Source organism: Actinomadura physcomitrii (genome assembly GCF_008923205.2).
Classification (GTDB): Bacteria; Actinomycetota; Actinomycetes; order Streptosporangiales; family Streptosporangiaceae; genus Spirillospora; species Spirillospora physcomitrii.
Genome location: NZ_WBMS02000010.1, coordinates 107,163 through 124,319, shown reverse-complemented (window position 1 = coordinate 124,319; position 17,157 = coordinate 107,163). Strand labels below are relative to the sequence as shown.

The window sequence follows — 17,157 nt, the reverse complement described above, 5'->3', positions numbered from 1 at the left end:
CAGCGGCGCGCCGCCGCGCCCGGACCCGCTCAGCCGGGCTCGGGCAGCTCGTCGCGGATGTCGAAGACGCGTTCCAGCCCGGTGACCCGCAGCACGTTGCGGACGCGGTCGGTCGGGCGCACCAGCACGAACCGGCCGCGCATCGCGGCGATCCGCTTGCTCGCCCGGATCAGCACGTTCAGCCCCGACGAGTCGCAGAACGTCATGCGGGTGACGTCGACGACGACCCGCGGCGGCCCGTCCGCGCCGATCGCCGCCGACAGATGCTCGTCCAGCGTCCCGGCCGTGGCGATGTCCAGCTCTCCCGAGACCGTCACCACCGTCCAGCCGGCGTGCTCGGCGACGCTGAAACTCGCGCCGTCGTCCGGCGCCCCATCAGCGGCCCCCATGCGCTCACCCTCCGATCGTTCCCCCCGGGCACCCTACGGGATCATCGCCGCAGCAGCCTGGCGGCGCCCACCGCCGCCCCGGTGGCGGCCGCTCCCGCGGTCGCCGCGCCGACCAGGTACTTGTGCTTGGCCGCCCACAGCTGCGGGCTGCGCGGATGGGCCTCCTCGTCGATGCTTGGCGCGCCCGCCCGCCTTGGCGACGTCCGCGGCGGCGCCGTCCAGGCCCTCCTCGCCGCGCGCCGGCAGCGCGACCCCGGCGCCGCGCCCGCCGAACACGCGCGCGGCGGCACGGCCGATGCCGCCGCCGGCGCCGGTGATCACCACGACGCTGTGTCCGTCGATCCCGTAGTTCATCGCGGCCCTCCAACCGGATCCGTCGGCACACGGCAGCACTGCCCGCACAGACGCGTCCGTAACGCGGCGCGGGTGAGCCCCGGGCATCCCGGCCGCACTACCCCGATCTCAGCCGGGCACGGACGGCCCGCGGCCGCGCCGCGCCGCCTGCGCGGGGGCCGTCCCCGGCGCCTGCGGCGCCTCCGCGGCGCCGAGCTCCTCGATCACGTCGCGCATGGCGTCGCACAGCGCGTCCATGTCGGCCACCAGCGTCGCCTCCGCGCTGATCCCCATGTTCAGCATCCCGGTCCAGCCGAGGGCGCCGACCGCGAGCGGCGCGCCCGGCCCGGTCGGCACGATCGGGTGCGCCACGATCAGCCGGGCGCCGGCCAGCCGCGTCGGGGTGTTCGAGCCGGGGAGGTTCGTGGCGATCGCCTGGAACGTCCGGCCGCCGTACACCGCCCGCGCGAACGCGTCGTGCAGCACCGGCGGCAGCGCCCGCGACGCCCGCTGCATCACGAACGCCGAGGCCAGCGCCCGGGTGCCGGACCGCAGCCGGCGCGTCGCCGCGGCCAGCGCGCGCAGCCGCTCGACCTCGGCCATCGGCCCGTACGGCAGGTCCACCATGACGGCCGAGGTGTGGTTGCCCTCGGGCGGCACCACCGGCCCGCCGGTCATCAGCGGCACCGCGACCCGCAGGGCGGGCCCGCCCTCCGGCCCGTCCACGGGCGGGCCGACCCGCCGCAGCCCGCCGGCCAGCGCGCACAGCACCACGTCCGTCACCCGCACGCGGTGCTTGCGGGCGAGGTCGCGGACGTCCGCCATCGGCAGCCGGAAGGTCCCGAACGCCCGCTCGGCGGTGCCGCTCGACCGCAGCCGCGTCCGCTGCCGCGGCTCCGTCGCCAGCTGCGCGATCCCGGCGGCCGTGCCCAGCGCGCGGCGCGCCGCCGACGGCCCGGCGCCCGCGGCGGGCAGCGCGTCCGGGGGCGTCAGCATCCGCAGCACGTGCGTGATCACGCCCATCCCGTCCGCGACGACATGGTGCATCAGGAAGACCACCGCCGACCGGTCGGGGGCGTACCCGCGCACCAGGATCATCCGCCACATCGGCCGGTCGCGCGGCAGCGGCTCGCTCTGCAGCGCGCCGACGAGCGCGTTGAGCGCGGCGTCGCCGCCCTCCGCCAGGACCTCCTCGTGCACGTGCCAGTCCCAGTCGATGACCGGGTGGCCGACCCAGCGCCGCCGCCGCAGCCGCGACGCGGGGGTCATCCGCTGGCCCAGCCGGGGCAGCTCGTCCAGCTTGCCGCGCAGCATCGCGATCACGTCCGCGCGGCTCGGCGACCCGTCCGGCGCGTCGAGGAAGATCAGCCCGCCGACGTGCTGCGGCGTCCGGTCCGACTCGACGGCCAGGAAGAACGCGTCCTCGGGCGGGACGACCGGGGCGCGCGGGCGGCCGGCATCCCGGTCGGTCACGACGTAGGCGAACAGGACCACGACCAGCGCGCCCGCCGCGTCCAGCAGGTAGTGGTTGCCGGTCGCCATGATGACGTAGAGCGTCACGAAGACGTGCAGCAGGCTCACCGCCTGCAGCCACCGCCGCACCGACAGCCGGGCCAGCTCGACACTGACCCACAGCGCCCACGCGACGTGCAGCGACGGCATCGCCGCGAGCCGGTCGGCGTGGTCGACGACCGGGCTGCCCCACGACCCCCACGTGCCGTGCTCGATGACGGTGTCGACGAACCCGAGGTCGGGCACCAGCCGCGGCGGCGCCACCGGCCACAGCGCGAAGCAGACCGCGCCGACCACGTTGATCAGCGCGAAGGAGTTGCGGGCGACGCGGTAGCGCTCCGGGCGCCTGCGGTACAGCCAGGCGAGCACCCACAGGGTGCTGATCAGGTAGACGGTGGCGTACTCGTAGTTCGCGACGACGGCGACGGACCGGTGCGCGGCGAGCCAGTCGTTGAGCGGCTTCTCGGCGGCGATGTGCAGCGTCCGCTCGAGGTCGTGGATCCGCCGGCCGTGGTCGGCGGCGGCCGCGTGCCGGTCGCCGGCGACCGGGACGGCCGCGGCGACGGCGTACAGCGCGAAGAGCGACAGCCCGAACGCTAGTTCGCGGGCGAGCGGCGGCCGGCGGTTCGGCCGCCCGCTGGGGAGCGCGGAGGGGACGGCTTCTGGGGTCACCAACCACTCCTAACCCAAAAACTTGGTTTATACACATATATATGATCGGTTTCGCGTTTACCCGGCGATCATCGGGGTTATGGGACCTCTGCGACCGGCAGAGCGCCGCCCCGCCCCGCGCGCCGCCCCCGAAGGAAACGATGTCCGTCAGCGAGCGCTTATGGAACGAGAGCTACGAACGCCACATCAGGAACCGACTGCAGGCCAGGGAGAACTTCCCGGTGGCCGCCCGGCTCCTGCCCGCCCGGCACCGGGCGCACCTGCTCGACGTGTACGGCTACGCCCGGCTCGTCGACGACATCGGCGACGAGGCGCCGCCCGATGAGCGCGCCGCCCTGCTCGACCTCGTGGACCGCGACCTCGACCGGATCTACGCCGGCGCCGTCCCGGAGATCCCCGTCATGCGGGCGCTGGCCCGCACGATCCACGAGCGGAGCATCCCCGCCGAGCCGTTCCGGCGGCTAGTGCGGGCGAACCGCCAGGACCAGGTCGTCACCCGCTACGAGACGTTCGACCAGCTGCTGGACTACTGCACGCTGTCCGCCGACCCAGTCGGGCACATCGTGCTGCACGTGTTCGGCGCCGCCACCCCGGCGCGGCTCCGGCTGTCCGACCGGATCTGCTCCGCGCTGCAGGTCATCGAGCACTGCCAGGACGTCGGCGAGGACCACCGCAACGGCCGGGTCTACCTGCCGGCGGACGACCTGCGCCGGTTCGGCTGCACCGAGGACGACCTTCGGGCCGCGGTGACCCCCACCCGGCTGCGCGGTGTCATCGCCGTCCAGGCGGGAAGGGCAGGACGACTGCTCGCCGAAGGCGCGCCTCTCGTCCGGAGCCTGCCGGGTTTCGCGCGCGTCGCCGTGGCCGGGTATGCGGCGGGCGGGTTCGCCGCCCTCGCCGCCCTGGACCGCCGCGCCTACGACGTCCTGGCCGGACCGCCCCGCCCGGGGAAGACGCGGCTGCTCGCCGAGTGGTCGCGGATGTTGGGAAGGAGATGAGATGGACGCAGCCGGCGCTTACCGGCACTGCGAAGACGTCGTCCGGTCGCAGGCACGCAACTTCTCGTACGGGATCCGCCTCCTGCCCCCGCCGAAGCGCCGGGCGCTGAGCGCCGTCTACGCCTTCGCGCGGCGGATCGACGACATCGGCGACGACAACGACGCGCCTCCCGATGCGAGGCTGGCCGCGCTGGCCGCCGAGCGGGACCGCCTCGCCGACCCGGGCGCCCACCCCGACGACCCGGTGATGGTCGCCCTGGCGGACGCGGCGCACCGGATGCCGATCCCGCTGGAGGCGTTCGGCGAGCTGATCGACGGCTGCGAGGCCGACGTGCGCGGCGCGGCCTACGACACCTTCGACGACCTGCTCTGGTACTGCCGGTGCGTCGCCGGCTCGATCGGCCGGCTGTCGCTCGGCGTGTTCGGCACCGACGACCCGCGGGTCGCGCGGACCCGCGCCGACGCGCTCGGCGTCGCGCTGCAGCTCACGAACATCCTGCGCGACGTCCGCGAGGACCGCCTCGACGGCCGGGTCTACCTGCCCGCCAAGGACCTCGCGCGGTTCGGCTGCACCCTCGCCCAGGACGCGTCCGGCCGGTTCACCGACCCGCCCGAGCAGCTCGCGGCGCTGGTCCGGTTCCAGGCGGAGCGCGCCGCGGAACGGTACGCGACGGGGCTGCGGCTGCTGCCGATGCTCGACCGGCGCAGCGCCGCGTGCACGGGGACGATGGCCGGCATCTACCGGCGCCTGCTGCGGCGCATCACCGCCGACCCGGCGGGCGCGCTGGAACGCCGCATGTCGCTGCCCGCGTGGGAGAAGGCGGCCGTCGCCGCGACGGCGCTCACCGGGATCCGGCGGTGAGCCCCCGGGGGAACGTCGCCGTCGTCGGCGGCGGGCTCGCCGGGATCAGCACCGCGCTCGCGCTCCTGGAGGCGGGCGTGCCGACCACCCTCTACGAGGCGCGTCCCCGGCTCGGGGGCGCGACCCATTCGTTCGACCGGGACGGCCTGACCGTCGACAACGGCCAGCACGTCTTCCTCAAGTGCTGCACCGCCTACCGGGGGCTGCTCGACCGGCTGGACGCGCGCGACCTCGTCCGCGTCCAGGACCGCCTCGACATCCGCGTCCTCACCCCGGACGGCCCGGCCGGGCGGCTGCGCCGGGCGAAGGCGCCGGGGCCGCTGCACCTGCTGCCCGCGCTCGCCGGGTACCGGCTGCTGTCGCCGGGCGACCGGCTGCGGGCCGTGCGCGCGTCGCTGGCCCTGCGGGGCCTCGACCCGCAGGACCCGGCGCTGGACGGGCGGGCGATGGGCGCCTGGCTCGCCGCCCACGGCCAGCGCGAGCGGGCCCGCGCCGCGCTGTGGGAGCTGTTCCTGATCTCGGCGCTGAACATCGGGGTGGACGACGCGGCGATGGGCCCCGCGGCGATGGTGTGCAAGCAGGGCCTGCTCGGCCGCTCCGACGCCGCCGACATCGGCGTCCCCACCGTCCCGCTCGGCGAGCTGCACGGCACGATCGCGGCGAAGCGGATCGAGCGGCTCGGCGGCCGGATCCATCTGAAGGCGAAGGTGTCGGCGGTCGACGCCGGGCCGAAGCTCGTGGTGGACGGCGAGCCGGTCGCCGCGGACGCCGTCGTCGTCGCGGTGCCGCACCGCGCGGCGGCCCCGCTCGTCCCGGCGCAGGCGTGCCCGGACCGGGACCGCTGGGCCGGCCTCGGCGCCAGCCCGATCATCAACGTGCACGTCGTCTACGACCGGCCGGTCATGGACGTGCCGTTCGCCGCCGCGGTCGGCTCGCCGGTGCAGTGGGCGTTCGACCGCACGGAGGTCAGCGGCCTCGTCCGGGGCCAGTACCTCGCGGTGTCGGTGTCGGCCGCCGACGGCTGGATCGACACGCCCGCCGCCGACGTCCGCGCCGCGTTCCTGCCCGAGCTGGAACGGCTGTTCCCGGCCGCCCGGCGGGCCCGCGTCACCGACTTCTTCGTCACCCGCGAACGTCACGCGACGTTCCGCCAGAGCCCCGGCAGCGGCGCGCTGCGTCCCGCGTCCGCGACCCGCGTGCCGGGGCTGTTCCTCGCCGGCGCGTGGACGGACACGGGCTGGCCCGACACCATGGAGGGGGCAGTGCGCAGTGGACTGACCGCCGCCCGGCTGGTCCGGCGGCACCTGGACGGGGTGAGCGGCCGATGACCGCCGTCCCCGGCTCGATCACCGACGGGCGCGCCCTCGTCGATGAGGCGATGCGCGTCTGCGTGGACCGCCTCGACCCGGCCAACCGCCGCGTCATCGCCTACCACCTCGGCTGGACCGACGCCGACGGCAACCCCGCCGCGGCCGGCGGCAAGGCGCTGCGCCCCGCACTGGCGATGCTGTCGGGGCGGGCCGCCGGCGCCCCGCCGCAGAACGCGCTGCCGGGCGCGGTCGCGGTGGAGTTCGTGCACGCGTTCTCGCTGCTGCACGACGACATCATGGACGGCGACCGCACCCGCCGGCACCGCCCCGCCGCCTGGACGGTGTTCGGCGCGGCCGCCGCGATCCTCGCCGGCGACGCGCTGCTGGCGCTGTCGGAGGAACTGCTGCTGGAGCAGCACACCCGCGGCGCGCACTGGGCCGCCGAGGCGCTGACCGCCGCCACCCAGCGGCTCATCTCCGGCCAGGCCCTCGACATGGGGTTCGAGACCCGCGCCGACGTCACGCTCGACGAGTGCCTGACGATGGCGTCCGACAAGACCGGCGCGCTGCTGGCCTGCGCCAGCTCCATCGGCGCGATGCTCGGCGAGGCGCCCGCCGAGCTGGTCACCGCCCTCACCGGGTACGGGTCGGAGATGGGCCTGGCGTTCCAGCTCGTCGACGACCTGCTCGGCATCTGGGGGAGCCCGGAGACGACCGGCAAACCGGTCCTGTCGGACCTGCGCGCCCGCAAGAAGTCGCTGCCGGTCGTCGCCGCGCTGACCGCCGGGACCGCCGAGTCCGCGCGGCTCGCCGAGCTGTACGCGGCGCCCGGCGAGCCCGACGAGGCCGACCTGCGGGAGATGGCGGACCTGGTCGAGGCCGCGGGCGGGCGCGCCTGGGCCGAGGCCGAGGCCGACCGCCGCGTCGCGCTGGCCGCCAAGCACGTGGGCGACGTGGAGATGGACGAGGCGGTCCGCGCGGAGTTCCGCGACATCGCGCTCTTCGTCACCGCCCGGGACCACTGAGCGCCCGGGACGGCTGAGCGCCTGGAAGCACTGAGCGGCGGGCCCGCGCCGGGAAGCGGAGACCCGTCAGAAAGCAGGATGCCGAATGACCACGACGGAAGCCCCCGGACTCACCGAAGCGGCCGCGGCCGCCGTCGAGGCGGCCCGCGACCACCTGCTCGGCCTGCAGTCGGCCGAGGGCTGGTGGAAGGCCGAGCTGGAGACCAACGTCACCATGGACGCCGAGGACCTGCTGCTGCGCCAGTTCCTCGGCATCCGCACCGAGGCCGAGACCGCCGCGGCGGCGCGCTGGATCCGCTCGCAGCAGCGCGCCGACGGGACGTGGGCGAACTTCTACGAGGGGCCGCCGGACCCGTCCACCACCATCGAGGCGTACGTCGCGCTGCGGCTGGCCGGCGACGCCCCGGACGCCGAGCACATGCGCAAGGCCGCCGCCTACGCGCGCGAGGCCGGCGGCATCGAGGGCAGCCGCGTGTTCACCCGCATCTGGCTCGCGCTGTTCGGCCAGTGGTCCTGGGACGACCTGCCGGTGATGCCGCCGGAGCTGATGTTCCTGCCGAGCCGCGTCCCGCTGAACGTCTACAGCTGGGCGTGCTGGGCGCGGCAGACGATCGTGCCGCTGACCGTCCTCGGGTCGCTGCGGCCCGTCCGGGCGCTGCCGTTCGACCTGGCCGAGCTGCGCGCGGGCCGGCGCCCCGCCCGGAAGGCGACCGGGTGGGGAGCGGCGTTCAACGCCCTCGACCGGGCGCTGCACGTCTACGAGAAGCGCCCGGTGCGGCCGCTGCGGCGGGCCGCGCTGCGCCGCGCCGCCGAGTGGATCGTCGCCCGGCAGGAGGCGGACGGCTGCTGGGGCGGCATCCAGCCGCCGTGGGTGTACTCGCTGATGGCGCTGAGCCTGCTCGGCTACGACCTCGACCACCCGGTGATGAAGCGCGGCCTCGCCGGCCTCGACCGGTTCACGATCGAGGACGAGAAGGGCCGCCGCCTCGAGGCGTGCCAGTCGCCGGTCTGGGACACCGTCCTCGCGATGAACGCGCTGTCGGACGCGGGCGCGCCCGAGGGGGACCCCGCGCTGCTGCGCGCGGCCCGCTGGGTCGTGAACGAGGAGATCCGCGGGCCGGGGGACTGGTCGGTGCGGCGGCCCGACCTGCCGCCCGGAGGGTGGGCGTTCGAGTTCGACAACGACCTGTACCCCGACACCGACGACACCGCCGAGGCGATCCTCGCGCTGCGCCGCTCCGGGCTGCCCGACGCCCGCGGGCCGATCGACCGGGCCGTCCGGTGGATGGCGGGGATGGCCTCCAAGGACGGCGGGTTCGCCGCCTTCGACGCCGACAACACCCAGGAGCTGTGCACCAAGCTGCCGTTCTGCGACTTCGGCGCCGTCATCGACCCGCCGTCCGCCGACGTCACCGCGCACGTGGTCGAGGCCCTCGCCAAGGAGGGCCACGCGGAGTCGCCCGTCACCAAGCGCGCCGTCGTGTGGCTGCTGAAGGCGCAGGAGACGGACGGGTCGTGGTTCGGCCGGTGGGGCGCCAACCACGTCTACGGCACCGGCGGCGTGGTGCCCGCGCTGATCGCCGCGGGCGTCCGCCCGGACAAGCCGCCGATCCGCCGCGCCGTCGCGTGGCTGGAGCAGCACCAGAACCCCGACGGCGGCTGGGGCGAGGACCTGCGCTCCTACGACGACCCGTCCTGGATCGGGCGCGGCACGTCCACCCCGTCGCAGACCGCCTGGGCGCTGCTGGCGCTGCTCGCCGCGGGCGAGCGGTCGCCCGCCGTCGAGGCCGGGGTGCGCTGGCTCGTCGAGCACCAGCGCCCGGACGGCACCTGGGACGAGGACCAGTTCACCGGCACCGGCTTCCCCGGCGACTTCTACATCAACTACCACCTGTACCGGCTGGTGTTCCCGATCAGCGCCCTCGGCCGCTACCTGGGACGGGACAGGTGACGGAGCTCGCGGTGTGCGCGGCGCTCGGGATCGAGGCCCGGGCGCTCGCGCGCGGCGGCCTGCCGGTCGTGCGGACCGGCGCCGGCCCGGCCCGGGCGCGGAAGGCCGCCGCGCGGCTGGCCGTCGCCGACGCGCTGGCCGTCGCGGGCTTCGGCGGTGCGCTCGACGAGCGGCTGCGGCCCGGCGACCTGTTCGTCGCGACCGAGATCCGGGGCGCCGGCGCGACCGTCCCGTGCCCCGCGGCGGAGCCCCTCGCCGGGCTCCTGGAGCGGACGACCGGCGCGACCGTGCACCGCGGCCCGCTCGTCACCACCGACCACATCGTCACCGGCCGCGAGCGCGCCGCGCTGGCCGCGACCGGGGCGATGGCCGTCGACATGGAGTCGGCGCCGCTCGCCGCCGCGGCCGGCGACCGCCCGGTCGCGGTGGTCCGCGCGATCGTCGACACCCCGGACCGCCCGCTGCTCAGCCCCGCCACCCTCACCGGCGGGACGGCCGCCCTGCGCCGGCTGCGGACGATCGCGCCCGCCCTGCGCGCATGGGCGGACGCGATCGGCCCGCGCCGGATCCTGCTGGCGTCGCCGCGCTCCTTCTGCGCCGGCGTCGAGCGCGCCATCGAGATCGTCGAACGGGCCCTGGAGATGCACGGCCCGCCGGTGTACGTGCGCAAGCAGATCGTCCACAACACCCACGTCGTGAACGGCCTCGCCCGCCGCGGCGCCGTGTTCGTCGACGAGCTGGACGAGGTGCCGCCCGGCGCCGTGACGGTCTTCTCCGCGCACGGCGTCGCGCCCGCCGTCCGCGCCGAGGCCGGACGGCTCGGCCTGCGCGTCATCGACGCGACGTGCCCGCTGGTCGCCAAGGTACACGCCGAGGCCCGCCGGCACGCCGCGCGCGGCGACCTCGTCGCGCTCATCGGGCACGCCGGGCACGAGGAGGTCGAGGGCACGCTCGGCGAGGCGCCGGCGTCCACGGTGCTCGTGCAGACCCCCGCCGACGTCGCGGCGCTGCCGGCGGACCGCCCCGTCGCCTACCTCACCCAGACCACCCTGTCCGCCGACGAGGCGGACGCGCTGGCCGCGGAGATCACCCGCCGGTTCCCGGACGCGCGCGGCCCGCACACCGACGACATCTGCTACGCCACGACCAACCGGCAGCGGGCCGTGACCCGCGTCGCGCGCGACGCCGACCTCGTGCTCGTCGTCGGGTCCGCCAACTCCTCCAACTCCCGCCGGCTCGTCGAGGTCGCCGAGCAGGCGGGCGCGCCCGCCGTGCTGATCGACGGCCCGGCCGACATCCCGCTCGACCGGCTCCGCGGCGCCCGCGCCGTCGGCGTCACCGCCGGCGCGTCCGCGCCGCCCGCCGTGCTCGACGCGGTCGTCGCCGCGCTGCGCGGCCTCGGCCCCGCCGACCTCGCCGAACGCGCGGTCACGGTGGAGACCACCGAGTTCACCCTGCCGAAGGAGGTCCGACCCTAATGCCGATGCCAGTGCGCCAGAGCGTCCGCGTCGCGTCGCACATCATGACCAACAAGGTGCGCGGCAGGGACAAGTTCCCGCTCATCATGGAGCTGGAGCCGCTGTTCGCCTGCAACCTCAAGTGCGCGGGCTGCGGCAAGATCCAGCATCCCGCCGACGTGCTGAAGCGGCGCATGCCGGTCGAGCAGGCCGTCGCCGCCGTGAAGGAGTGCGGCGCGCCGATGGTCTCGATCGCCGGCGGCGAGCCCCTCATGCACCCGCAGATCGGCGAGCTGGTCGCCGAGCTGGTGAAGATGAAGAAGTTCGTGTTCCTGTGCACGAATGCGCTGCTGATCCCGAAGAAGCTCGACAAGTTCACGCCGTCGCCCTACTTCGCCTTCACCGTGCACATCGACGGCCTTCAGGAACGGCACGACGAGTCCGTCTGCAAGGAGGGCGTGTTCGAGGAGGCCGTCGCCGCGGTCAAGCTGATCAAGGAGCGCGGTTTCCGGGTCACCACCAACACCACGTTCTTCAACACCGACACCCCGCAGACCGTCATCGACGTCCTGAACTACCTCAACGACGACCTGCAGGTGGACGAGATGATGCTCTCGCCCGGGTACGCCTACGACAAGGCGCCCGACCAGGAGCACTTCCTCGGCGTCCAGGAGACCCGCGAGCTGTTCCGCAAGGCCTTCGCGGACGGCAACCGCAAGCGGTGGCGGCTGAACCACTCGCCGCTGTTCCTCGACTTCCTCGAAGGCAAGGCCGACTTCGGCTGCACCGCCTGGGCGATCCCGTCCTACTCGCTGTTCGGCTGGCAGCGCCCGTGCTACCTGATGTCGGACGGCTACACGCAGACCTACCGGGAACTCCTCGACGAGACCGACTGGGAGTCCTACGGCCGGGGCCGCGACCCGCGCTGCGCCAACTGCATGGCCCACTGCGGCTACGAACCGACCGCGGTCTTCAAGACGCTCGGCTCCCTCAAACAGTCACTACGAGCCCTCCGCGAGAACTGAGCAGAGCCCCAAGGGAAGCGCCCCTGAACCCCCGCCACGGTGCCGGCCCAGGGGGACAGCCCCTGGCCCCCACGACTGACAGGCTGTTTCCCACCCGCTGAGGCCCCGGCGGCCGCGACCACCTCGACGACGCCAATGCCCTGCGGCGAAACAGCCTGTCAGCCGCCGGGTATGCCCGCGACAGCGGCCGGGCTGCGGCGAACCGGCGGAACCGAGTGTCGCTCTGCGGGCGGCGGGCGGGTCGGCGGGCGGGCGGCTCAAGTCGGAGGGTCATCTCAAGGCGCAGGTCATCTCAAGGCGCAGGTCATCGCGTTCGGGTGGAGGCGGTGTCGTGCCGGAGTGTGAGCGTGATGGGCACGGTGACGGCGATCGCGGCGACGGCGAGACCCAGCGCGATCCGCAAGCCCTCGGTGAACGCGGTGCCCGCCAGCAGAGCGCCGAACACCGCGACGCCCGCCGACGAGCCGACCTGGCGGCCGGCGTCTCCGGCGGCTCCCCGCGGTCGCCGGCGGACACTCCCGCGTCCAGGCCCGCGGGCCGGGGCAACCGCCGTCCACCGGTAACCCGACGGACATCCGGCCGTCGAGCGGCGGACAGGCGGAGCTCGCACCATCGGTCGCACATGAGGCGGAAACTCTCGATCCTGCTGGCGGTGGCCCTCCTCGCCGGCGTGGCTGTGACGATCGTCCGGGGACACGGATCGGATTCGGGGAGCACGACGGTCCGCGGTGTGATCGGTTCGGAGAAGGAGGCGTTCTTCGCCGACCCGGCGGTGCGGAAGGAGTTCGCGCGCCACGGGCTGAAGGTCGAGGTCGACCCCGCGGGTTCCCGGCAGATCGCCACCTCCGTCGACCTGGACGGCTACGACTTCGTGTTCCCGTCCAGCGCGCCCGCCGCCGACCGGATCCTGCGGGCCCGCGGGACGACCGCGCGCTACTCCCCGTTCGCCTCGCCCATGGTCATCGCGACGTTCCAGCCGATCGCGGACCTGCTGGCCCGCGAGGGGGTCGTGCGGAACGGCTCGGTGTTCGATTTCGCCGCATACCTACGCCTGGTCGCGCGGCATCGGCGGTGGGACCAGCTGGCGAACAACACGGCGTATCCGGTCCGCAAGAACATCCTGGTCTCCACGACCGATCCGCGCAGCTCCAACTCGGCCGCGATGTACCTCGCGATCGCCTCGTACGTCGCCAACGGCGACAGGGTCGTGACGGACGCCGCGCAGGAGCGGAAAGTGCTGCCCACACTGACGGGCCTGTTCGTCGACCAGGGCTACACCGACAACACCTCCGAAGGGCCCTTCGGGGACTATCTCGCCCTCGGAATGGGGAACACACCGCTCGTCTGCGCCTACGAGGCGCAGTTCGTCGACGCGGCCGTACGGGGCCGGCTCAAGCCGGGCATGGTGCTGCTGTACCCGTCTCCGACGGTGCAGTCCAAGCACACCCTCATCCCCTTCGACGACAAGGGCGACAAGGTCGGGCACCTGCTGACGACCGACCGCGCGTTGCAGCGGCTCGCGGCCGTGCACGGGTTCCGGACCACCGACCCCGCGCGGTTCGCCGAGGTCGCCGCCGAGCATCGGGTGCCCGTCCGGGCCGACCTGCTCGATGTCGCCGACACCCCCTCGTACGACACCCTCGAGCACCTGCTCGACGGCGTGGCCAAGGCGTACGGGTGAGGGCCGGCCAAGGAGAGGACACATGACACAACCGGGGGACCTGTTCCTCAGCCCGCCCGAACCGGTCGCGGCCGTCCCGGCCGAACGGGCGGAGACGCTCATTCCCCTCGACGACGCGACGCGCGACGCACTGGCCGAACGCGCCCGCACCTACGTCGAGGAGCTCGCGGAGCTGGATCCGCGCAGCCCGGAGTTCCTCAGCAAGATCGGGCAGGTGTCGGGACTCGGCGACGGGGAGATGCGCGCGTCGGCGCAGGCCGCCAACCGCATGCTGAACCGTTCGGTCGCCGCGCTCGCCGGCGCTAAGGGCGAGGGGGCCGACGCGCAGCAGCGGGTCGCGGGCGGCCTCGTCGAGCTGCGGCGCACGGTCGAGGACCTCGACCCGAAGGACGTGGGCAAGCTCACCGGCCGCAAGCTGCTGAACAAGCTGCCGTTCGGCAGGTCGCTGCGCGACTTCGTGTCCCGCTACCAGTCGGCGAACGTCAACATCAACAGGATCGTCGCCGCGCTGCGGTCGGGCCAGGACGCGCTGCGCCGCGACAACGCGGCCATCCAGAACGAGCGCACGGCGCTGTGGGCGACCATGGGCAAGCTGCAGGAGTACGCGGTGCTCGCCTCCGCCCTGGACGCGGCGGTCGAGGAGAGGATCGCCGCGGTGGAGACGGCCGCGCCCGAGCAGGCCGACGCCCTGCGCGCGGACGTGCTGTTCCCGGTCCGCCAGAAGCACCAGGACATCCTGACCCAGCTCGCCGTCTGCGCCCAGGGCTACCTCGCGCTGGACACCGTGCGCCGCAACAACGAGGAGCTGGTCAAGGGCGTCGACCGGGCGGCGACGACGACCGTCTCGGCACTGCGCATCGCGGTCACGACGGCGGCGGCGCTGTCCAACCAGAAGCTCGTCATCGAGCAGGTGAACGCGCTGCGCGGGACGACCGAGGACATCATCCGCGCGAACGCCGAGATGCTCGCCGGGCAGAGCGGCGAGATCCAGCGCATCGCCGCGGATCCGGCCGTGGGCGCGGAGACGCTGCGCAAGTCGTTCGAGCAGATCTACCGGACCATCGACGCGGTCGACTCCTACAAGGTGCAGGCCGTGGCGAACATGCAGTCCACGGTCGAGTCGCTGAGCGCGGAGATGGAGAACGCCCGCGCGTACCTGGCCCGCGCCCATGAGCGGAACGAGCTCGGGTGAACGGCGCTCGGCTGAGGCGGTCCGCCGCCGCCCTCTGCGTCCTGCTGCTCGCCGCCGCGTGCAACGGGTCGGGGTCCGGCACGAAGAGCGGCGGCACGCTGCGGATCCTCGCGGGCAGCGAGCTGGCCGACCTGCGGCCGGTCCTCGACCGGGCCGAGAAGGACATCGGCGTCACGGTGAAACTCGACTACGCCGGGACGCTCACGGGCGTGCAGCGCGTGCTGGACGGCTCGGCGGCCCGCGACCACGACGCGATCTGGTTCTCCTCGAACAGCTACCTGGCCCTGCACCAGGGCGCGCAGGCCCGGCTGGGCCCGTCGGTCGACATCATGTCGTCGCCGGTGCTGCTCGGCGTGCGCGCGCCGGTGGCGCACCGCCTGGGCTGGGACCGCACCCGGCCGACCTGGTCGGCGATCGCCGCGGCGGCGGCCGCCGGGAAGCTCAGCTACGGGATGACCAGTCCGGTGTCGTCGAACTCGGGCTTCTCCGCCCTGGTCGGCGTGGCCGCGGCGCTGTCGGGCACCGGCGCGGCGCTCGACCGGCCGACGATCGACCGGGTGGCCCCGCGGCTGCGCGGGTTCTTCTCCGCCCAGCACCTCACCTCGGGGTCGTCGGGCTGGCTGTCGGACGCCTACGCCGCCGACCCGGGCCGCGCCGACGGGCTGATCAACTACGAGTCGGTGCTGCTCTCGCTGAACGCCTCGCGCCGGCTGCCGGAGCCGCTGACGCTCGTTTACCCCGCCGACGGTGCGGTGACGGCGCACTACCCGCTGACCCGGCTGGCGCCCGCGTCGCACGTGGCCGGCGACGCGTTCCGCGCCCTGACCGGCTATCTGCGGCGACCCGACGTCCAGCGCCGCATCATGACGCTGACGCACCGGCGGCCGTCGCTTCCCTCGGTCCGCCCGTCCGCGGAGTTCGGCGCGCCGCCGCCGGAGCTTCCCTTCCCGAACCGCGCGGACGCGGCCGACGCGCTGATCGACGCCTACGTCAACCGCCTGCGCCGCCCGGCGCGCACGGTCTACGCGCTGGACGTGTCGGAGTCGATGCGGGGGCCCCGGCTGGCCGCGCTGAAGACCGCACTGACCGCGCTGACCGGCGCGGACGCGTCACTGGCCGGGCGCTTCCAGCGGTTCCACGACCGCGAGGAGATCACGCTGCTGCCGTTCAGCAGTACCCCGCAGGCGCCGTCGTCGTTCGTGCTCCCGCCGGCGTCGCCGGAGCCGGAGCTGGCGAGGATCCGTGCCGCGGCGCAGGGGCTGGCGGCGGCCGGCGGCACCGCGATCTACGACGCCCTGGAGCAGGCGTACGCGCTGGCCGGCACCGGATCGGCGGACCGGATCACCTCGATCGTGCTGATGTCGGACGGGGAGGTCAACGGGGGCGCGACGCTCGAGGCGTTCCGTGCCTGGTACGCCCGGCAGCCGGCCGAGGCGCGGCGGATCCCGGTGTTCACGGTGCTGTTCGGCGAGTCGCGGGTGAGCGAGATGAACGAGGTGGCGGCGCTCACCCACGGGAAGGTCTTCGACGCCCGGCTGCAGTCGCTGTCGGCGGTGTTCGGTGAGATCCGTGGCTACCAGTAGCGGACCGGGCGGCGGCCGCGCCGTACGGTATCTCGGCTCGACGAAGAACCTCGCGGGCTGCGTGGGCGGCATCATCGGCCTCGCGCTCACCTTCACCGGGGTCTCCGGGCCGTACTGGCCGCTGGTGGTGGCCGGCCTGTACGGCGCGGGCGCGCTCCTCGGCCCGCCGGAGCCGAAGGTGAGCCTGGTCGTCGACGACACCGCCGTCGAGACCGGCCGGCTCCGCGCCGACCTGGACGGCCTGGTGGCGCGGGTCCGCTCGCTCGACCCGCCGGCGGAGGCGATGGCGAAACTGGAGGAGACCGCGTCGATGCTGCGGGACGTGCTCGCCCGCGCGGATCTGCTGAGCACGTCGCCGGACGCGCTGTACGAGGTCTCCCGCACGATCCGCACGGACCTGCCGACGAGCTTCGAGACGTACCTGAACCTGCCCCGCTGGTACGCGTTGCGGCACGGCGGGGAGGCGGCGACGGAGCTGCTGGGCCAGCTGGACCTGATCGCGGGTTCGGTGTCGAGGACCGCGGAGGAGGTGTACGAGACCGAGGCCCGGCGGATGCGCGACCACACGGCCTATCTCCGGGACCGCGAACGGGTGCGCGACGACGGGACGCTCGCGGAGCAGAGCGGCGATGATCTGACTCTGCCGGACTGAACAGGACCGCCGCCGAGTGGGTGCGCAAAAAACGGAAGACCCGGCCTCCGCAGCGGGAGGCAGGGTCTTCGACCTGCGTCTTCCGTGGTGGGCGATACTGGGATTGAACCAGTGACCTCTACCGTGTCAAGGTAGCGCTCTCCCACTGAGCTAATCGCCCGTGCTCGTGGTCTCCGGGGGGAGTCACGGCGGTTGAGGTGGAGACGGGATTTGAACCCGTGTACACGGCTTTGCAGGCCGTTGCCTCGCCTCTCGGCCACTCCACCAGAAGAGACCTCTGGGTCACAGCCTGAAAGGCCCCTCAGAGCGGAAGACGGGATTTGAACCCGCGACCCTCACCTTGGCAAGGTGATGCTCTACCCCTGAGCCACTTCCGCCTGTGCTGCTCGGTGCCCTGCGGCCCCTCGCGGCGACGGGGAAAACATTAGCGCGTCCGGGGCCGTTCCCCAAACCGGGTTTCCCGGCGAGGCGCGTCGCGGACGCTTCGGTGCCGGTCGAAGGATGCGGCGCCTAGG

Annotated in this window: 15 protein-coding genes and 3 tRNA genes; 11 read left to right on the top strand and 7 right to left on the bottom strand. The window is 74.1% G+C overall.

All coding sequences use genetic code 11. The annotated features are described in order from the left end of the window. Positions 1-29: 29 nt before the first annotated feature. The 3 genes from F8568_RS15050 to F8568_RS15040 all read right to left on the bottom strand — a co-directional run bounded on the left by F8568_RS15050 (position 30) and on the right by F8568_RS15040 (position 2,906). Positions 30-389, bottom strand: coding sequence for an STAS domain-containing protein (locus F8568_RS15050; protein WP_151594164.1), 360 nt, complete (start codon positions 387-389; stop codon positions 30-32). A 33-nt stretch (positions 390-422) separates the two neighbouring features. Continuing rightward, on the bottom strand, positions 423-743 hold the full coding sequence (locus F8568_RS15045) for an SDR family NAD(P)-dependent oxidoreductase (protein WP_151594163.1): 321 nt from the start codon (positions 741-743) through the stop codon (positions 423-425). Between the two features lie 108 nt (positions 744-851). Next, positions 852-2,906, bottom strand: a complete 2,055-nt coding sequence (locus tag F8568_RS15040; protein WP_160573627.1) for a bifunctional phosphatase PAP2/O-acyltransferase family protein — start codon at positions 2,904-2,906, stop codon at positions 852-854. A 140-nt stretch (positions 2,907-3,046) separates the two neighbouring features. Here F8568_RS15040 and hpnC point away from each other — a divergent pair, with 140 nt between their 5' ends. From hpnC to hpnH, 7 genes are all read left to right on the top strand, one after another. Beyond that, on the top strand, positions 3,047-3,904 hold the full coding sequence (hpnC, locus tag F8568_RS15035; RefSeq protein ID WP_151594161.1) for a squalene synthase HpnC: 858 nt from the start codon (positions 3,047-3,049) through the stop codon (positions 3,902-3,904). Between the two features lies 1 nt (position 3,905). Further along, entirely contained in the window at positions 3,906-4,766 is an 861-nt protein-coding gene (hpnD, locus tag F8568_RS15030) for a presqualene diphosphate synthase HpnD (RefSeq protein ID WP_151594160.1), read from the top strand. Continuing rightward, positions 4,763-6,094 carry a hydroxysqualene dehydroxylase HpnE gene (gene hpnE, locus F8568_RS15025; protein WP_151594159.1) on the top strand — a complete coding sequence of 444 codons (1,332 nt, stop codon included), beginning with the start codon at positions 4,763-4,765 and terminating at the stop codon, positions 6,092-6,094. Before hpnD ends, hpnE begins: the two co-directional genes overlap by 4 nt. Then, complete coding sequence (locus tag F8568_RS15020; RefSeq protein WP_151594158.1) at positions 6,091-7,101, top strand: polyprenyl synthetase family protein; 1,011 nt, start codon at positions 6,091-6,093, stop codon at positions 7,099-7,101. Before hpnE ends, F8568_RS15020 begins: the two co-directional genes overlap by 4 nt. A gap of 85 nt (positions 7,102-7,186) precedes the next feature. Further along, positions 7,187-9,052 carry a squalene--hopene cyclase gene (shc, locus tag F8568_RS15015; protein WP_151594157.1) on the top strand — a complete coding sequence of 622 codons (1,866 nt, stop codon included), beginning with the start codon at positions 7,187-7,189 and terminating at the stop codon, positions 9,050-9,052. Then, positions 9,049-10,530, top strand: coding sequence for a 4-hydroxy-3-methylbut-2-enyl diphosphate reductase (ispH, locus tag F8568_RS15010; RefSeq protein ID WP_151594156.1), 1,482 nt, complete (start codon positions 9,049-9,051; stop codon positions 10,528-10,530). The genes shc and ispH overlap by 4 nt, the downstream gene beginning before the upstream one ends. Before the next feature lie 5 nt (positions 10,531-10,535). Next, positions 10,536-11,534 carry an adenosyl-hopene transferase HpnH gene (gene hpnH / locus F8568_RS15005; RefSeq protein ID WP_236008759.1) on the top strand — a complete coding sequence of 333 codons (999 nt, stop codon included), beginning with the start codon at positions 10,536-10,538 and terminating at the stop codon, positions 11,532-11,534. A 304-nt stretch (positions 11,535-11,838) separates the two neighbouring features. Here hpnH and F8568_RS15000 read toward each other — a convergent pair whose 3' ends face one another. After that, positions 11,839-11,979 (bottom strand): hypothetical protein, encoded by a 141-nt coding sequence (locus F8568_RS15000; RefSeq protein WP_160573626.1) that lies wholly within the window; start codon positions 11,977-11,979, stop codon positions 11,839-11,841. A gap of 177 nt (positions 11,980-12,156) precedes the next feature. Here F8568_RS15000 and F8568_RS14995 point away from each other — a divergent pair, with 177 nt between their 5' ends. The 4 genes from F8568_RS14995 to F8568_RS14980 are packed head-to-tail and all read left to right on the top strand — an operon-like array spanning position 12,157 to position 16,642. Beyond that, on the top strand, positions 12,157-13,215 hold the full coding sequence (locus F8568_RS14995; RefSeq protein WP_151594154.1) for a hypothetical protein: 1,059 nt from the start codon (positions 12,157-12,159) through the stop codon (positions 13,213-13,215). A 22-nt stretch (positions 13,216-13,237) separates the two neighbouring features. Further along, a complete protein-coding gene (locus tag F8568_RS14990; protein WP_151594153.1) occupies positions 13,238-14,407 on the top strand; it encodes a toxic anion resistance protein in 1,170 nt (389 codons plus the stop codon). Continuing rightward, on the top strand, positions 14,404-15,990 hold the full coding sequence (locus tag F8568_RS14985; RefSeq protein ID WP_328600885.1) for a vWA domain-containing protein: 1,587 nt from the start codon (positions 14,404-14,406) through the stop codon (positions 15,988-15,990). Before F8568_RS14990 ends, F8568_RS14985 begins: the two co-directional genes overlap by 4 nt. Beyond that, entirely contained in the window at positions 15,977-16,642 is a 666-nt protein-coding gene (locus F8568_RS14980) for a hypothetical protein (RefSeq protein ID WP_202124965.1), read from the top strand. The genes F8568_RS14985 and F8568_RS14980 overlap by 14 nt, the downstream gene beginning before the upstream one ends. Before the next feature lie 85 nt (positions 16,643-16,727). On the opposite strand, the gene F8568_RS14975 is transcribed toward F8568_RS14980, so the two are convergent. The 3 genes from F8568_RS14975 to F8568_RS14965 form a co-directional block, all read right to left on the bottom strand. After that, positions 16,728-16,802: transfer RNA gene (locus F8568_RS14975), tRNA-Val, on the bottom strand. A 35-nt stretch (positions 16,803-16,837) separates the two neighbouring features. Continuing rightward, a tRNA-Cys gene (locus tag F8568_RS14970) sits at positions 16,838-16,908 on the bottom strand. A gap of 39 nt (positions 16,909-16,947) precedes the next feature. Continuing rightward, positions 16,948-17,019 (bottom strand) — tRNA-Gly (locus F8568_RS14965). Positions 17,020-17,157 lie beyond the last annotated feature (138 nt).